This window comes from Klebsiella sp. C349492 (assembly GCF_042055345.1).
GTDB lineage: Bacteria > Pseudomonadota > Gammaproteobacteria > Enterobacterales > Enterobacteriaceae > Klebsiella > Klebsiella scottii.
The window spans coordinates 115,932-131,032 of the sequence record NZ_JANQCE010000005.1 but is presented as its reverse complement, the minus strand read 5'-3'; the positions used below and the strand labels follow the sequence as shown (position 1 = coordinate 131,032).

Genomic DNA, 15,101 nt, shown 5'->3' with positions numbered 1-15,101 from the left:
ATCCTGTTTAGAGCCAGGCTCTTATTCTGTCAGCGCCGCGACCTGAGTCGGGATCTGTTGCGGGTTAATGATTTTTATCTGCTTATGACGGCCCAGTTCGCCTTTTTCAAGAAGCACCTGGCTTTTCGCGACGCGAAACTGTTTGGCGAGGAACTTAATCAGATGGGCATTTGCCTGACCATCAACGGGCGGGGCGGTAATGGCGACTTTGAGCTCGTCGCCATGTAAACCAACGATGCTATCACGGCTGGCCTTGGGCTGAATATACAGCCGCAAGACCAGCCCGTCGGCGCAGGCTTCGACGGCACTCATAGCGCCATCCACAGCCCCGGAAGCAGAACGTTACCGGTTGCCTGAAGCAGTTCGGAAATGCCCATGTTAATCACGTACAGCAGCAGAACCAGCACCATCGGCGAGAAGTCGATCCCGCCCATTGACGGCAGCAGCTTGCGAATAGGGCGCAGCAGCGGGTCGGCGAGCTGCATCAGCACGTATTCAACCGGGCTGCGGCCCTGGCTCACCCAGCTCATAATCGCCATCAGCAGCAGCACCCAGAAAATCAGCAGGCCGATAGTCTTAATCAGGATCAGCAGCGCGGAAATCCAGATGATCGGCTGGAAGGTGACCACCATAAACAGCACGATGGCTTTGATGACGCAGAGAATAAAGGCCAGCAGCATCGAGGCGCTGTCGAGCGGCCCCAGGGCCGGGATAATGCGGCGCAGCGGCCCAACGACAGGCTGGGTTGCCTTCACCACAAACTGCGAGAAGGGGTTGTAAAAGTCGCAGCGAGCCCACTGCATCCAGACGCGTAACAACATGATCATGGTGTAGAGTTCAATGACCGTTGAAAGCAGGAAAGTCAACGTCTTCATGGCGTTCCTCAGATTCCTTAATTTTTGCTGTAGTCGCGCGCACCGAAGATTGCGGTACCGATGCGCACCATAGTGCTTCCCGCCGCGATAGCGGCTTCCATATCATCCGACATTCCCAGAGACAGCGTATCGACCGCAGGGTAGTGCGCCTTAAGTCGCGCAAATGCTACCGCCATTTGTTGGGCGACGGCAAACTGCCTTACATACTCTGACTCTGGGGCCGGGATGGCCATTAATCCGCGCAGCTGCAGATTCGGCAGGGCGTCTATCTCTGCCGCCAATGCATCCAGCTCCTCAGGCGGGATCCCTGATTTGCTTTGCTCGTCGCTGATATTAATTTGAATCAACACGTTAAGCGGCGGCAAATGCGCCGGACGCTGCTCGCTAAGCCGGGCGGCGATCTTCAGCCGGTCGACGGTGTGGCACCAGTCGAAATGTTCCGCCACCAGACGACTTTTGTTGGACTGCAGCGGGCCAATAAAGTGCCACTGTAGATGGCGAACCCCGGCATCCTGAAAGTGGCGAATTTTTTCCACCCCTTCCTGCACGTAGTTTTCACCGAACGCCCTCTGACCGGCAGCCACCGCTTCTTCAACCGCGCTCGCAGGTTTGGTTTTACTGACTGCAAGCAGCGTAACTTCTTCTGGCGAGCGGCCGCAGCGAGCGGCAGCGCCTGAGATTTTGTCCCGGACCTGTGCCAGGTTATGCGCAATATCGTTCATATTCCGAGGATGAGTTATGGAGCTGGAAGAAATAGTGGCCCTTAGTGTAAAGCATAACGTCTCCGATCTACACCTGTGCAATGCCTCGGCGCCGCGCTGGCGTCGCCAGGGGAGGCTGGAGCCCGCGCCCTTTACGTCGCCGGAGATCGGCAAAATACTCGCGCAGTGGCTCAATGATGAACAGCAGGCCCAGTGGCAGGCCGGCGGACAGGTTGATTTTGCGCTGGCGCTACCCGGCGGGCCGCGCCTTCGCGCCAGCGCATTCGCCCACACGCGCGGGCTGTCGCTGGCGCTGCGCCTGCTGCCGGAAGCCTGCCCGCGGCTTGATGCGCTGTGCGTCCCCGCCGCGCTAACCGAGCTGCTCAATGAAGAGAGCGGGCTGATCCTCGTGACCGGCGCTACCGGCAGCGGTAAATCGACCACCCTCGCGGCGATGGTTGGCTATCTCAATCAGCGCCTCGATGGCCATATCCTGACCCTTGAGGACCCGGTGGAGTTTGTCCATAACAGCGAACGATGCCTGGTCCAGCAGCGCGAAATTGGCCGCCACGCCCCGTCGTTTGCTGCGGCGCTGCGGGTGGCGCTGCGCCAGGACCCGGACGTCATTTTGCTGGGCGAGCTGCGCGACAGCGAGACCATCCGCCTGGCGCTGACGGCGGCGGAGACCGGGCACCTGGTGATGGCCACGCTGCATACCCGCGGGGCCGCGCAGGCGGTTGAGCGCCTGGTTGACGTTTTTCCTGCTCAGGAAAAAGATCAGGTTCGCGGCCAGCTGGCGGGAAGTTTATGCGCCGTACTGGCACAAAAATTATTGCCGGATATATCTGGCGGGAGAGTTGCGCTATTCGAGCTTTTGGTAAATACACCGGCGGTGGCAAATTTGATCCGCGAAGGTAAAACCCATCAATTACCCGGAGTGATGCAGACCGGACAGCAGAGCGGGATGCAGACTTTTACGCAAAGTTTTCAACAGCGTGTGTCATCAGGCCGCCTGTAGCCGGAGGTTTAATATTCAGTCGTCATGCCAGTTTGTTGTTATCGTAATGTTTTATTAATGTTCTTTGATATTGATTATAAATATAGATGAACGTAAATGATTGCCGCAGAATAATGAGCGGCGGGAATTGATTTAGACATTATCCTCGCAGAAATGGGAAAAAATTTAGATTATCTTTTGACACTTTTAATGAATTCGACTTATGCTGTTTATGGGCATAGGATGATTCCCATAAAATATTTTTTTATTATGTAAGCTTATTTCAGTTTATTAATGGATATGTGATTTTTTGTTTTTAATTCATTTAACCACCATGATGGTGGATGCTTGCTAAGGAGAGTTTTAAGTGATTAATTTATCAGGTAATTCAAATCATTCTCGGCAGATTGTCTTTATTACTCATCCCTCGATTCAGAGTAAGTTTTTTGTCAACAGACTGGCGGAAAAGCTATCGATTGCGGTGACCCTGCATAATATCAATAAGCCTCTGATGCAGCGCTTAGCGAAAGGCTCCGTAATATTATTTGATATTGCCGTGTCGAATAAAAAGCTGAACGGAGTGTGGCGAGATATTATTCGATCGCAGGTAGAGAACCCGCGCCTGCTGATTATCAACAGCGCGCAAAAGTATGAACTCTATGAGATGGCGCAGTGGCCCGCGCTCTACGGAGTCTTCCGCCATGACGATGATGAATCGCGTTTAATTGAGGGCGTTAAGGCCGTGCTGAACGGCCAACAGACGGCTGAATTGAGCGTGATGCACCCGGCGATGTACGCTGCGAATCATACATCGGTACCGGCGGAAAGCTCTCCGCTGACGGAACGTGAATGTGAAATCTTAAACGAGCTGCGCTGCGGTGCGACGAATATGGATATTGCTCGTGCGCTGTTCATTAGTGAGAATACGGTGCGCACTCATCTGTATAACGTCTTTCGCAAGCTGAGCGTGAAGAATCGTACCCAGGCGGTGAGCTGGGCTAACGAGCATCTCCGTCACTAGGTCATAGCGATGATGGCGCCGGTTCGGCGGCGCCATCATCGACGGGCTTAAAAACCCTGCTCGAAGTAGCTTTCCAGAATAACGACCGCCGAGGCCGAGTCGATGCTGCCTTTATTCAGGGCGCGGAATCCGCCGTGCTCGAAAAGCCCGGCGCGGGCTTCCACCGTACTCAGACGCTCATCGTGCAGGGTAATCTGTACCCCAAAGCGGCCGTGAATTTTATTGGCGAAGTTGCGCGCGCGCGCGGTTAGCGGCTGCTCGGTGCCGTCCATATTCAGCGGCAGGCCGACGATAACGGCTTCCGGCTGCCACTCTTTCAGCAGCTTTTCGATAACGTTCCAGTCCGGTTTCCCATCCTGCGCTTTGAGCGCAGGAAGAGGGCGGGCGGTGCCGGTAATGCGTTGCCCTATCGCGACGCCGATGCTTTTGGTGCCAAAATCAAAGCCCAGTAAGGTTCCGCTCATTATGCGTGCCCCGCAACGCCGGGCATCGTCACAATATCGATCCCAATCAGCTTTGCCGCTTCGCGCCAGCGATCGGCTATCGGCGTTTTAAACAAAATATTCTGATCGGCCGGGGCGGTGAGCCAGGCGTTATCAAGCAGCTCCTGCTCCAGCTGTCCCTTCTCCCAGGAGGCGTAGCCCAGCGCGACCAGTACGTTGCTCGGCTGTTTATCGGTTCCGAGGGTTTCCAGCACGTCCCGCGACGTGGTGATCACGGTATTGTCGGAAATACGGATACTGGAAGAGAAATCAGAGGGCGGCGAGTGCAGAATAAAGCCGCGATCTTCCGCCAGCGGGCCGCCAAGCATGACCGGCTTATCGAGGCGAATATCGGGATTGCGCGGCTCAGCGACAATTTTCAGCTTCTCCAGAATCCCGTCAATCTGCAGATTTTCCAGCGGTTTGTTGACGATAATACCCATGGCACCATCATCGTTGTACTCGCAGATATAAACCACGGAGCGCCGGAATATGGGGTCCTGAAGAGCAGGCATGGCAATCAAAAAGTGATGCTGTAAATTCATTGTCAGAGGTTCTGTTCCTGGTTCAAAAAAGCAGCACCTAGTATGCGGGCAAAGTGCCGCTCTGTCGATTCAACTTTATCTTTCACGCTACAGGTGCGTTGGCTTCCTCACTCGCCCCGGTCACATAGTAAACTATGCTCCCGGGCGCTCGCTGCGTCGCCGCCTTCCTGTAACCTGAAATCTTTCGTTGAATCAGTTTGGCTGATTATCGGTTCGAAAAGGGCGAAGAGTAAAAAGCGAAAGATAAAGGGTAAAAAGCGAAGAACAAGGAGCAAGGAGCAAAGGGCAAGAGAACAAAAGAGTAAAGGGGCGTTGGCCCCTTTACTCTTACTCTTTCGTTGAAGCAAGCTGGCTGGTCTGGATGCAATCAGGACGCTGCGCGTCCAGCGGGCTCATCCATAAGCGGCGGATTACTTAGCGAGGCGCTTCTCAATGGCGTCCATCAGCATGCCGGTGATGGAGATCGGGAAGGCCGCCTCAATCTCGCGTACGCAGGTTGGGCTGGTGACGTTAATTTCCGTCAGGCGATCGCCGATGATATCCAGACCGACGAAAATCAGGCCCTTGGCCTTCAGCGTAGGGCCGACGCGGCGGGCAATCTCCCAATCGCTTTCGGTCAGCGGGCGGGCTTCGCCGCGACCGCCGGCGGCCAGGTTGCCGCGCGTCTCTCCGCCCTGCGGAATACGCGCCAGGCACCAGGGAACCGGCTCGCCGTCGACAACCAGCACGCGCTTATCGCCGTCCTTGATGGCCGGCAGATAGTTTTGCGCCATGCAGTAGCGGCTGCCGAGATCGGTCAGCGTTTCCGCAATCACCGGCAGGTTAGGATCGCCCTCTTTCACGCGGAAAATAGATGAACCGCCCATGCCGTCCAGCGGCTTGAGAATAATATCGCCATGCTTTTCCCAGAAGGCTTTCAGCTGCGCCTTGTTACGGGTGACCAGCGTTTCCGGCGTCAGGTCGGCAAACCAGGCGGTAAACAGCTTTTCGTTACAGTCGCGCAGGCTCTGCGGCTTGTTGACGATAAGCGTGCCCTTATCTTCCGCGCGTTCCAGAATATAGGTAGCGTAAATAAACTCGGTATCGAACGGCGGATCCTTACGCATCAGAATCACGTCGAGATCCGCCAGCGGCAGATCCTGCTCGCCGCTGAACTCGTACCACTTATCGTAATTCTGCTCTACGCTCAGCGTGCGCGTACGGGCGCGGGCCTCGCCGTTGATTAAGTACAGGTCGTTCATCTCCATATAATGGAGTTCGTAGCCGCGACGCTGGGCTTCCAGCAGCATGGCGAAGCTGGTGTCTTTCTTGATGTTGATGGTTGCGATGGGGTCCATCACGATGCCGAGCTTGATCATTATTATTCTCCGTTAACGCTTCAACCTAAGTCGCCAAAACGCACCTGTAGTGCGGTAATGGCAGTGAGCGCAGTTGTCTCTGTACGCAGAACGCGCGGTCCCAACAGAATATCAGTAAACCGGTAACGAGCGGTCATCGCGATCTCTTCCGCTGACAGCCCCCCTTCAGGGCCAATCAGCAGACGAATGCGCTCCACCGGCAGCGGCAGCGTGTTAATGCTGGCGCTGGCGCGAGGGTGCAGGTTCAGCTTCAGGCTATCATCCTGCTCCGCACACCAGGCCTCCAGCTGCATGGCCGGGCGAATCTCTGGCACCACGTTGCGGCCGCTCTGCTCGCAGGCGGCAATGGCGATTTTTTGCCACTGCTGGATCTTCTTCTGCAAGCGTTCGGCATCCAGTTTAACGCCGCAGCGCTCGGAAAACAGTGGCGTAATGAGGCTTACTCCAAGCTCGATCGATTTCTGGATGGTGAATTCCATCTTTTCGCCGCGCGACATCACCTGACCGAGGTGAATATGCAGCGGCGATTCGCGATCGTCCCTCTCGCCGCTGACGATCTCAACCGTCACGTTTTTCTTGCCCGCGTCGACGATAGTGGCTGCAAATACCTGATTACTACCGTCAAAAAGCTGAATGGCCTGGCCTTTACCCATTCGCAATACGCGGCCAACGTGGTTCGCCGCGTCGTCGGAAAGGGCTATCTGGCTACCGACGATAATCGGCTCAGGGTGGTGGATGCGGGGAGTGCGCATGCTTGATATTCCGTTCTTCGCGCAGGTCCTCTCTTTCCCGCGGTCGCGGGAGAATAGCGGGACCTGCAAATTAACAATTGCCGCTAGTGTAGGTTAGCTCTTTTGCGCCTGGCAAGCCTGCTGGACGTAAGGATTGTGGTTGCCCTGAACTTTAGCGATACGCTCATCGCGTTCGCACTCCCAGCGGGTTACCGGGTAGGTCTTATTCCAGGCGCTAAAAAGCTGGGTTTGCTGACGGGAAAGCGTGAGCTGATAGCTATCGCGCATATAGAAGTAGGTCCGCGCAATTGCGCCGCGAGCGCGCGCCGGCGGCTCGGCAACCTTCTCTTTAAAATCCACCTTCATCGCGCACTGACCGTACTGGCCTTCGCCGCCGTTCCACTGGCTGTACATATAGTTAGCGCGGTCGCCGTTGACCTCGCCGACCGCCGGCTGCAGGTTGTGCATATCGCTTTCCATCCTGCGGTAAACGGGATCTTTGGCGCAATTTTTACGCCCGCCGTCCTGCCAGCACTGGCGCTGGTGGCCAAACTGCCACGCCGGAACGACGTGCTCCCACTCGACGCGGCTGGCGCGGTTTTCGTTTTTACGCACTTTATAGCCGCAGGATTGCAGGTTGATAACGCCTTTTTTACCCTGCCAGTCGATTTTGCAGCCGCAGTAGAAGTCACCGGGGGCATCGGCGTTAACCTTCACTCCGGCGGCTTTTGCCTGGGAAAAACTATTGATTCCTTCGGCCATAGCCTGACCGCTACAGGCCGCAGTCAGCAACGCTGCGGCAAAAATATGAGTACGGGACATCGTGAACTCCGTGTCAAAACGAGCCCGCAACGTAGCGAATGAGATTGTCAGATGCAATCAGTCAGATCAGAAAATTTCCAGTTATACCCGATATTTACTCTTCAGCGACCAGCAGATCGCCGCAGCGAACGCAGCGGTAGGTTGCTTCCCCACGCATCACGCGATTATGACGGCGAACGGTCAGCTGGTGCTGCTGGCATTGGCAGCGGTAGGGGAAGGTATTTCTGCGCACGGAATCAAGTTCGAAGCGATGGGTGCGTCGGGCCGGCACTTCCAGCACGCTTTCCATCATCCATTTCCACTCTTTGCCGTGCGGCGCCACGCGGCCGAAGTGCTTCCACACCAGCAGGTGCGCGAGCTCGTGCGGCACCACCTCATCGATAAACGCCTGCTGATTTTCCAGCAGCAGTACCGGGTTGAGGCGAATTTCATTCTTTTCCAGCCAGGCGGTGCCGGCGGAGGTTCCCCGCTGCTGATAGACCAGCGCGGGTTCCGGATAGCGGCGCTCAAGCTTGAGGTTCGCCAGGGCGAGTTTTTCCCGCAGGCTGCGCATCACGGCCTGCTGCGTAGCGATGGGAATTCGGGGTGTCTTCATAGCGCCAGAGGATAGTGCGGCGAGGAGATGAGAGCAAGAAGAAGCTTCCTCCCGCGGGGGGAGGAAGCGCGGTGATGACTAGTCGCGAGCGCCGATTTCACGCAGCGGGCGGCCCTTCATCAGGTTACGTTCGATATGTTCCAGCGAAACGTTTTTGGTTTCCGGAATAAGCCACAGGGTCAGGAAGATGAACAGGATATTCAGACCGCCATAGACCCAGAAGGTGTTCGCGCTGCCCAGCGAGTTCAGCATGGTCAGGAAGGTCGCACCGACGATCATGTTGGCGATCCAGTTGGTGGCCGTGGAACAGGTGATGCCGAAATCGCGGCCCTTCAGCGGCTGAATTTCTGAACACAGCACCCAGATCAGCGGGCCTGCGCTCATGGCGAAGCCGACGATAAACATCAGCAGCATCAGCACGGAGAAGTACTGTGCGATCGTAGAGTGGATGCCGATATGCATCATGCTGCCCAGCACGCCCATGCCGACGGCCATGACGATAAAGCCGAGGATCAGCGTTGGCTTACGGCCCCAGCGGTCAACCAGGCCGATCGCGATAAAGGTCGCCAGCACGTTGGTCAGGCCGACGATAACCGTTCCCCACATCTGTTCGGTGGTGTTGGCGTAGCCCGCCAGTTCAAAAATCTTCGGCGCGTAGTACATGATGACGTTCATCCCGGTGAACTGCTGCATCACCTGCAGCAGAACGCCGAGGAACACCGCGCGGCGGAAGTTGCTGTTCTCTTTAAACAGCTCCCAGCCGGACTGTTTGACCTTCAGGCTTTCACGGATTTCATCGAGCTCACGTTTGGCTTCCGCGCTGGTATCGCGCAGGCGCAGCAGCACGCGTTCAGCGTCGACAAAGCGGCGTTTGGCGGCAAACCAGCGCGGGCTGTCCGGCAGGAAGAAAACGCCAATCAGCAGCAGAATGGCCGGGATGATTATGACCCCGAGCATCCAGCGCCATGCGCCGCTGTAGCTGAACGCGGTATCCGACAGATAGGCGCCGAGAATACCGATGGTGATCATCAGCTGATACATCGAGATCATGCTGCCGCGGATTTTCTCCGGCGCAATTTCGGACAGGTACAGCGGGGCGGTGTAGGAGGCGACGCCCACCGCGAGGCCGAGCAGTACGCGGGAAATCAGCAGCACTTCAACGTTCGGCGCGGCGGCAGAGCACAGGGAGCCGACAACGAACAGGATCGCGCCGATCATCAGGCTTTTCTTACGGCCCAGTTTGAAAGAGAGCCAGCCGCTGCCGACCGCGCCGACCGCGGCGCCGAACATCATCGAGCTCACCACCCATTCCTGAGTGTGAGCGGTAATTTGAAACTCGTTGGCAATAAAGGGCAGGGCACCCGCAATGACGCCGATATCAAGGCCAAAAAGCAGGCCGGCCAGTGCGGCGAGGAAACAGACAAAGAACGTCATCGTTTTGTTCGAGCGCCCTTGTTTTTTGTTGTCAGGCATAACGCCCTCCAGTTGAGTTATTGATTCTGTCGATGCTTAGAGTAGGGGAGTGCGTAGCAAAAAAATGTGATTGTAATCACGGCTGTGTAATCGCTTACACTAAGGTAAAGAAACGTAACCAATAAATAAACATATAAATCAGTATTATATGTAATTTTAGTCGACGAGATAAAAAACGGGAATCAGACTTTCCTGAAACAGTATGTAACATTGTGAAAGGTTGTTTCATTGACGCCGCATCGCAGCTAACTAATGGCTTTTAATCTGATGTAATCGCTTTCATTTTTTTGACATATAAGAGCGGAGAAGCGGAAAGACGCGGAGCGCAGGGGGGGAAGGTATGGAGAAGAGATAAAGAAAAAGGCCAGCGCGAGGCTGGCCTTCGAAACGGTAAAGCTTGCGCTTATTTCAGGCCGGCAGCTTCGCGCAGCAGGGCGGCTTTGTCGGTTTTTTCCCATGGGAAATGTTCGCGACCAAAGTGACCGTATGCCGCGGTTTCTTTGTAGATTGGGTGCAGCAGATCCAGCATCTGAATCAGGCCGTACGGACGCAGGTCGAAGAATTCGCGCACCAGCAGAGTCAGCTGCTCGGAAGCAATTTTTTCGGTGCCGAAGGTTTCAACCATGATAGAGGTCGGTTCAGCCACGCCGATAGCGTAGGAAACCTGAATCTCACAGCGATCGGCCAGGCCTGCGGCAACGATGTTTTTCGCTACATAGCGCGCTGCGTAAGCTGCGGAACGGTCAACTTTAGACGGGTCCTTACCGGAGAACGCGCCGCCGCCGTGACGAGCCATGCCGCCGTAGGTATCAACGATGATTTTACGTCCGGTCAGGCCGCAGTCGCCCATCGGGCCGCCGATAACGAAGCGACCGGTCGGGTTGATAAAGAATTTGGTGGCGCTGTTCAGCCATTCGGTCGGCAGAACCGGCTTAATGATCTCTTCCATCACCGCTTCCTGCAGCGATTTCTGATCGATATCTTCCGCGTGCTGAGTCGACAGCACCACCGCATCGATGCCGACGATTTTGCCGTCGTCATACTGGAAGGTCACCTGGCTCTTCGCATCCGGACGCAGCCACGGCAGAGTGCCGTTTTTACGCACTTCAGCCTGACGCTGCACCAGACGGTGAGCATAGGTGATCGGCGCCGGCATCAGCACGTCGGTCTCGTTCGTGGCATAGCCAAACATCAGGCCCTGGTCGCCCGCGCCCTGCTCCAGCGGATCTGCACGGTCAACGCCCTGGTTGATGTCCGGGGACTGCTTGCCGATTGCGCTCAGAACGGCGCAGGAGTTGGCGTCAAAGCCCATATCGGAATGCACGTAGCCAATTTCACGAACCGTATTACGGGTGATCTCTTCGATATCAACCCATGCGCTGGTGGTGATTTCACCGCCAACCAGAACCATGCCGGTTTTGACGTAGGTTTCACACGCGACGCGGGCCTTCGGATCCTGTTCAAGGATCGCGTCAAGCACGGCATCGGAGATTTGGTCAGCAATTTTGTCTGGATGCCCTTCTGATACGGACTCGGACGTAAAGAGGTGTTTTGCCATGTTTTATTTTACCTGTGGAGTATTCGTATAGCTCATACTGTTGTGTGGAGAGGCTTTGTTAGACGACTCTACCAAAGCTTGCAGGTAGTGACACGAGCAGTCTGAGTGTTAATCAGTATAGACGGATTAACTTCTGGACGGCTATTTTAGGTCAAATCTTAATCCCATTTCCAGACTTTTTTGATGCGCATCGCATTTATGCGCAATAGTCGGTGGAAATTTTTCCTGCCAGACGCGGCAACACGCATATTTTTATTTTGCATTTTAGCCTGCTTATCGGTATAAAACGCCGCGCGCGGCTCATTATGACAGCGCACGAAGAGTACCTCGTGACGCCACTTCCAGCCGGGTTAAGCACTCTGTATTGACAGAATCCCGCAGCGGCCTTTGCGCCTGCTGCCAGGTATATAGCTTTGGCTTGTCGCTGGCCCGTTTCGGGGCAGTGTGGAGGTGATACCAGATAATGAACCCACGTTTTTCACCTGATTCGTCGCGTCGTTCCGTCGCGCGTCAAGATCCCGCAATCTGCATCTCTTTCATGCATACCTGCCGATGTTCTACCCATCTCGGCGCTTCTCAGGATTCCAGGGCCGGAAGGTCGTCAGAAAACTGAACAAGGGCTCTCTTGCTCTCTATCGCAAGAGTTTTCTCGTGGTTTCTCCGGACTGTCACACTACGTTCGGGTACGTGTTTTATTATCATATGAAGAAGAAACCGGTCGCGCAGTCGCAGCGCCAGCACTATCTGCTGGGGTTTAGGACTGTTCATGGGTTGTTATCGCGTCTTTGGACTGCGATAGTAGTTAACTGTCTTACACTTATTATTAAAAATTGAGGTTCGCTATGTCTGACGACATGTCTATGGTTTCGCCTTCGTCAGCAGGCGAACACGGTGTACTACGTTCTATGCAGGAGGTGGCGATGAGCTCCCAGGAAGCTAGCAAAATGCTACGTACTTATAATATTGCCTGGTGGGGTAATAACTACTACGACGTCAACGAGCTGGGCCATATCAGCGTTTGCCCGGATCCTGACGTACCGGAAGCGCGCGTCGATCTTGCCGAATTAGTCAAAGCGCGCGAAGCGCAAGGGCAGCGCCTGCCTGCACTGTTTTGCTTCCCGCAGATTCTGCAGCATCGCCTGCGCTCGATTAATGCCGCCTTCAAGCGCGCGCGCGAATCCTACGGCTATAACGGTGACTACTTCCTGGTTTACCCGATCAAGGTTAACCAGCATCGTCGCGTGATTGAGTCGCTGATCCACTCCGGCGAGCCGCTGGGTCTGGAAGCCGGTTCAAAGGCCGAGCTGATGGCGGTGCTGGCGCATGCGGGCATGACCCGCAGCGTGATCGTGTGTAACGGCTATAAAGACCGTGAATATATCCGCCTGGCGCTGGTGGGCGAAAAGATGGGCCACAAGGTCTATCTGGTCATCGAAAAGATGTCGGAAATCGCCATCGTGCTGGAAGAAGCCGCGCGCCTGAACGTGGTGCCGCGTCTTGGCGTCCGCGCGCGTCTGGCCTCGCAGGGCTCCGGTAAATGGCAGTCCTCCGGCGGCGAGAAATCCAAATTCGGCCTCGCGGCAACGCAGGTTCTGCAGCTGGTTGAGATTCTGCGCGCGGCGGGGCATCTGGAAAGCCTGCAGCTGCTGCACTTCCACCTTGGCTCGCAGATGGCCAATATCCGCGATATCGCCACCGGCGTACGCGAATCCTCACGCTTTTACGTCGAGCTGCATAAGCTAGGCGTCAATATTCAATGCTTTGACGTCGGCGGCGGTCTGGGCGTGGACTATGAGGGCACCCGTTCGCAGTCCGACTGCTCGGTAAACTACGGCCTGAACGAGTACGCGAACAACATTATCTGGGCGATTGGCGACGCCTGCGAAGAGAACGGCCTGCCGCACCCGACGGTGATTACCGAGTCCGGCCGCGCGGTCACCGCGCACCACACCGTGCTGGTCTCCAACATCATCGGCGTTGAGCGTAACGAATACACCGAGGCGACCCCCCCTGCGGCAGATGCGGCGCGCCCGCTGCAGAGCATGTGGGAAACCTGGCTTGAGATGCACGAGACCGGCAACCGCCGCTCGCTGCGCGAATGGCTGCACGATAGCCAGATGGATCTGCACGATATTCATATCGGCTATTCTTCCGGCACCTTCAACCTGCAGGAGCGCGCCTGGGCGGAGCAGCTGTATCTGAACATGTGCCATGAAGTGCAGAAACAGCTCGATCCGAGCAACCGTGCGCACCGTCCAATCATTGACGAGCTGCAGGAGCGGATGGCGGATAAAATTTACGTCAACTTCTCCCTGTTCCAGTCGATGCCGGACGCGTGGGGTATCGATCAGCTGTTCCCGGTGATGCCGCTGGAAGGGCTGAACATGGTGCCTGAGCGCCGCGCGGTGCTGCTCGATATCACCTGCGACTCCGATGGCGCTATCGATCACTACGTCGACGGCGACGGGATCGCCACCACCATGCCGATGCCGGAATACGATCCTGAGAACCCGCCGATGCTGGGCTTCTTTATGGTCGGCGCCTATCAGGAGATCCTCGGCAACATGCACAACCTGTTCGGTGATACCGAAGCGGTGGACGTATTCGTCTTCCCTGACGGCAGCGTCGAAGTCGAGCTCTCCGACGAAGGGGATACCGTGGCGGATATGCTGCAGTACGTGCAGCTGGACCCGAACACGCTGCTGACCCAGTTCCGCGATCAGGTGAAAAACTCCGGTCTCGACGAGGCGCTGCAGCAGCAGTTCCTCGAAGAGTTCGAAGCGGGTCTGTACGGCTACACTTACCTGGAAGACGAGTAACATGCTGCGCGCCCTCTCTTGTGAAGGAGGGGGCGTCAGGTCGCACAAACGCGATACCGACTTGAACCCGCATGCATTAACGGCGATAATTCGCCCAACAAGCAGTCACCCTATTCAAACCCTTCCTCGTCGGGCCTAACGACGCGGAGGGGTTTTTTTATGTGCATTTTTAACTATATCGCCTGTAAAAAGAGGTCACACCCATGAGCACTTTAGGTCATCAATACGATAATTCCCTGGTCTCTAACGCGTTTGGTTTTTTGCGTCTGCCGCTGAACTTCCAGCCGTACGACAGCGACGCTGACTGGGTGATCACCGGCGTTCCTTTTGATGCGGCAACTTCCGGCCGCGCGGGCGGGCGTCACGGCCCGGCGGCGATTCGTCAGGTTTCCACCAACCTTGCCTGGGAAGGCAACCGCTTCCCGTGGAACTTCGACATGCGTGAACGTCTGAACGTTGTCGACTGCGGCGATCTGGTTTACGCCTTCGGCGATGCGCGCGACATGAGCGAACGTTTGCAGGCCCACGCTGAAAAACTGCTGGCGGCCGGGAAACGTATGCTCTCCTTCGGCGGCGACCACTTCGTCACTCTGCCGCTGCTGCGCGCGCACGCAAAACATTTCGGTAAAATGGCGCTGGTGCATTTCGACGCCCATACCGACACCTACGCCAACGGCTGCGAGTTTGACCACGGCACCATGTTCTACACCGCGCCGAACGAAGGCCTGATCGATCCGAACCATTCCGTACAGATCGGTATCCGCACCGAGTTCGACAAAGACAACGGCTTTACCGTGCTGGATGCGGGCCAGGTTAACGATCGTACCGCTGACGATGTTATCGCTCAGATCAAACAGATCGTCGGCGATATGCCGGTCTACCTGACCTTCGACATCGACTGCCTGGATCCGGCGTTTGCGCCGGGCACCGGTACGCCGGTGATCGGTGGGCTGACCTCGGACCGTGCGATCAAGCTGGTGCGCGGCCTGAAGGATCTGAACATCGTCGGCATGGACGTGGTGGAAGTGGCGCCGGCCTATGACCAGTCCGAGATCACCGCCCTGGCGGCGGCGACTCTGGCGCTGGAAATGCTCTATATCCAGGCGGCGAAAAAGGGCGAATAA

The 15,101-nt window shown here is 56.1% G+C and carries 16 protein-coding genes and 1 pseudogene; 6 read left to right on the top strand and 11 right to left on the bottom strand.

The window, feature by feature from the left end:
- Window positions 1–21: 21 nt before the first annotated feature.
- From yggU to NWP14_RS18425, 3 genes are read right to left on the bottom strand one after another with little or no spacing between them, the layout of a single operon-like run.
- Window positions 22–312, bottom strand: a complete 291-nt coding sequence (yggU, locus tag NWP14_RS18435; RefSeq protein ID WP_041147205.1) for a DUF167 family protein YggU — start codon at window positions 310–312, stop codon at window positions 22–24.
- On the bottom strand, window positions 309–875 hold the full coding sequence (locus NWP14_RS18430) for a YggT family protein (protein WP_041147204.1): 567 nt from the start codon (window positions 873–875) through the stop codon (window positions 309–311). The genes yggU and NWP14_RS18430 overlap by 4 nt, the downstream gene beginning before the upstream one ends.
- A 17-nt stretch (window positions 876–892) precedes the next feature.
- Window positions 893–1,597, bottom strand: coding sequence for a YggS family pyridoxal phosphate-dependent enzyme (locus NWP14_RS18425; RefSeq protein WP_095099346.1), 705 nt, complete (start codon window positions 1,595–1,597; stop codon window positions 893–895).
- Between the two features lie 16 nt (window positions 1,598–1,613).
- Between NWP14_RS18425 and NWP14_RS18420 the strand changes: the two genes are divergently transcribed.
- Both NWP14_RS18420 and NWP14_RS18415 read left to right on the top strand, forming a co-directional pair.
- Complete coding sequence (locus NWP14_RS18420) at window positions 1,614–2,594, top strand: type IV pilus twitching motility protein PilT (protein ID WP_331834860.1); 981 nt, start codon at window positions 1,614–1,616, stop codon at window positions 2,592–2,594.
- A 346-nt stretch (window positions 2,595–2,940) separates the two neighbouring features.
- Window positions 2,941–3,594 (top strand): LuxR C-terminal-related transcriptional regulator, encoded by a 654-nt coding sequence (locus NWP14_RS18415; RefSeq protein ID WP_375215790.1) that lies wholly within the window; start codon window positions 2,941–2,943, stop codon window positions 3,592–3,594.
- 47 nt (window positions 3,595–3,641) lie between these two features.
- On the opposite strand, the gene ruvX is transcribed toward NWP14_RS18415, so the two are convergent.
- The 8 genes from ruvX to metK all read right to left on the bottom strand — a co-directional run bounded on the left by ruvX (window position 3,642) and on the right by metK (window position 11,158).
- On the bottom strand, window positions 3,642–4,058 hold the full coding sequence (ruvX, locus tag NWP14_RS18410; RefSeq protein WP_095099338.1) for a Holliday junction resolvase RuvX: 417 nt from the start codon (window positions 4,056–4,058) through the stop codon (window positions 3,642–3,644).
- Window positions 4,058–4,621: a YqgE/AlgH family protein gene (locus NWP14_RS18405; RefSeq protein ID WP_041147199.1), complete on the bottom strand. Its 564-nt coding sequence runs from the start codon at window positions 4,619–4,621 to the stop codon at window positions 4,058–4,060. The genes ruvX and NWP14_RS18405 overlap by 1 nt, the downstream gene beginning before the upstream one ends.
- Before the next feature lie 410 nt (window positions 4,622–5,031).
- Window positions 5,032–5,979 carry a glutathione synthase gene (gene gshB / locus NWP14_RS18400; protein ID WP_076946673.1) on the bottom strand — a complete coding sequence of 316 codons (948 nt, stop codon included), beginning with the start codon at window positions 5,977–5,979 and terminating at the stop codon, window positions 5,032–5,034.
- Window positions 5,980–5,999: 20 nt separating this feature from the next.
- Complete coding sequence (gene rsmE / locus NWP14_RS18395) at window positions 6,000–6,731, bottom strand: 16S rRNA (uracil(1498)-N(3))-methyltransferase (protein WP_095099332.1); 732 nt, start codon at window positions 6,729–6,731, stop codon at window positions 6,000–6,002.
- A 93-nt stretch (window positions 6,732–6,824) separates the two neighbouring features.
- Window positions 6,825–7,532: a deoxyribonuclease I gene (gene endA, locus NWP14_RS18390; protein ID WP_375215789.1), complete on the bottom strand. Its 708-nt coding sequence runs from the start codon at window positions 7,530–7,532 to the stop codon at window positions 6,825–6,827.
- Window positions 7,533–7,626: 94 nt separating this feature from the next.
- Window positions 7,627–8,127, bottom strand: a complete 501-nt coding sequence (locus NWP14_RS18385; protein WP_095099327.1) for a SprT family zinc-dependent metalloprotease — start codon at window positions 8,125–8,127, stop codon at window positions 7,627–7,629.
- Between the two features lie 78 nt (window positions 8,128–8,205).
- Window positions 8,206–9,600 (bottom strand): sugar porter family MFS transporter, encoded by a 1,395-nt coding sequence (locus tag NWP14_RS18380; RefSeq protein WP_095099325.1) that lies wholly within the window; start codon window positions 9,598–9,600, stop codon window positions 8,206–8,208.
- A gap of 403 nt (window positions 9,601–10,003) precedes the next feature.
- A complete protein-coding gene (metK, locus tag NWP14_RS18375) occupies window positions 10,004–11,158 on the bottom strand; it encodes a methionine adenosyltransferase (protein ID WP_095099323.1) in 1,155 nt (384 codons plus the stop codon).
- A 517-nt stretch (window positions 11,159–11,675) separates the two neighbouring features.
- Between metK and NWP14_RS18370 the strand changes: the two are divergent.
- From NWP14_RS18370 to speB, 4 genes and pseudogenes are all read left to right on the top strand, one after another.
- Window positions 11,676–11,771, top strand: a pseudogene (locus tag NWP14_RS18370) (hypothetical protein); the annotation flags it as partial.
- A gap of 89 nt (window positions 11,772–11,860) precedes the next feature.
- Entirely contained in the window at window positions 11,861–11,992 is a 132-nt protein-coding gene (gene yqgB, locus NWP14_RS18365; protein WP_115191897.1) for an acid stress response protein YqgB, read from the top strand.
- Between the two features lie 8 nt (window positions 11,993–12,000).
- On the top strand, window positions 12,001–13,977 hold the full coding sequence (gene speA / locus NWP14_RS18360; RefSeq protein ID WP_331834856.1) for a biosynthetic arginine decarboxylase: 1,977 nt from the start codon (window positions 12,001–12,003) through the stop codon (window positions 13,975–13,977).
- Window positions 13,978–14,180: 203 nt separating this feature from the next.
- Complete coding sequence (gene speB / locus NWP14_RS18355; RefSeq protein WP_095099316.1) at window positions 14,181–15,101, top strand: agmatinase; 921 nt, start codon at window positions 14,181–14,183, stop codon at window positions 15,099–15,101.

Excerpts from the sequence above, each read along its gene's own strand:
- speA (WP_331834856.1), top strand. The coding sequence starts at position 12,001 with ATGTCTGACGACATGTCTATGGTTTCGCCTTCGTCAGCAGGCGAACAC.
- NWP14_RS18385 (WP_095099327.1), bottom strand. The coding sequence starts at position 8,127 with ATGAAGACACCCCGAATTCCCATCGCTACGCAGCAGGCCGTGATGCGC.
- ruvX (WP_095099338.1), bottom strand. The coding sequence starts at position 4,058 with ATGAGCGGAACCTTACTGGGCTTTGATTTTGGCACCAAAAGCATCGGC.
- NWP14_RS18420 (WP_331834860.1), top strand. The coding sequence starts at position 1,614 with ATGGAGCTGGAAGAAATAGTGGCCCTTAGTGTAAAGCATAACGTCTCC.
- NWP14_RS18380 (WP_095099325.1), bottom strand. The coding sequence starts at position 9,600 with ATGCCTGACAACAAAAAACAAGGGCGCTCGAACAAAACGATGACGTTC.
- yqgB (WP_115191897.1), top strand. The coding sequence starts at position 11,861 with ATGAAGAAGAAACCGGTCGCGCAGTCGCAGCGCCAGCACTATCTGCTG.
- NWP14_RS18425 (WP_095099346.1), bottom strand. The coding sequence starts at position 1,597 with ATGAACGATATTGCGCATAACCTGGCACAGGTCCGGGACAAAATCTCA.
- NWP14_RS18430 (WP_041147204.1), bottom strand. The coding sequence starts at position 875 with ATGAAGACGTTGACTTTCCTGCTTTCAACGGTCATTGAACTCTACACC.
- gshB (WP_076946673.1), bottom strand. The coding sequence starts at position 5,979 with ATGATCAAGCTCGGCATCGTGATGGACCCCATCGCAACCATCAACATC.
- rsmE (WP_095099332.1), bottom strand. The coding sequence starts at position 6,731 with ATGCGCACTCCCCGCATCCACCACCCTGAGCCGATTATCGTCGGTAGC.
- endA (WP_375215789.1), bottom strand. The coding sequence starts at position 7,532 with ATGTCCCGTACTCATATTTTTGCCGCAGCGTTGCTGACTGCGGCCTGT.
- NWP14_RS18405 (WP_041147199.1), bottom strand. The coding sequence starts at position 4,621 with ATGAATTTACAGCATCACTTTTTGATTGCCATGCCTGCTCTTCAGGAC.
- yggU (WP_041147205.1), bottom strand. The coding sequence starts at position 312 with ATGAGTGCCGTCGAAGCCTGCGCCGACGGGCTGGTCTTGCGGCTGTAT.
- speB (WP_095099316.1), top strand. The coding sequence starts at position 14,181 with ATGAGCACTTTAGGTCATCAATACGATAATTCCCTGGTCTCTAACGCG.
- metK (WP_095099323.1), bottom strand. The coding sequence starts at position 11,158 with ATGGCAAAACACCTCTTTACGTCCGAGTCCGTATCAGAAGGGCATCCA.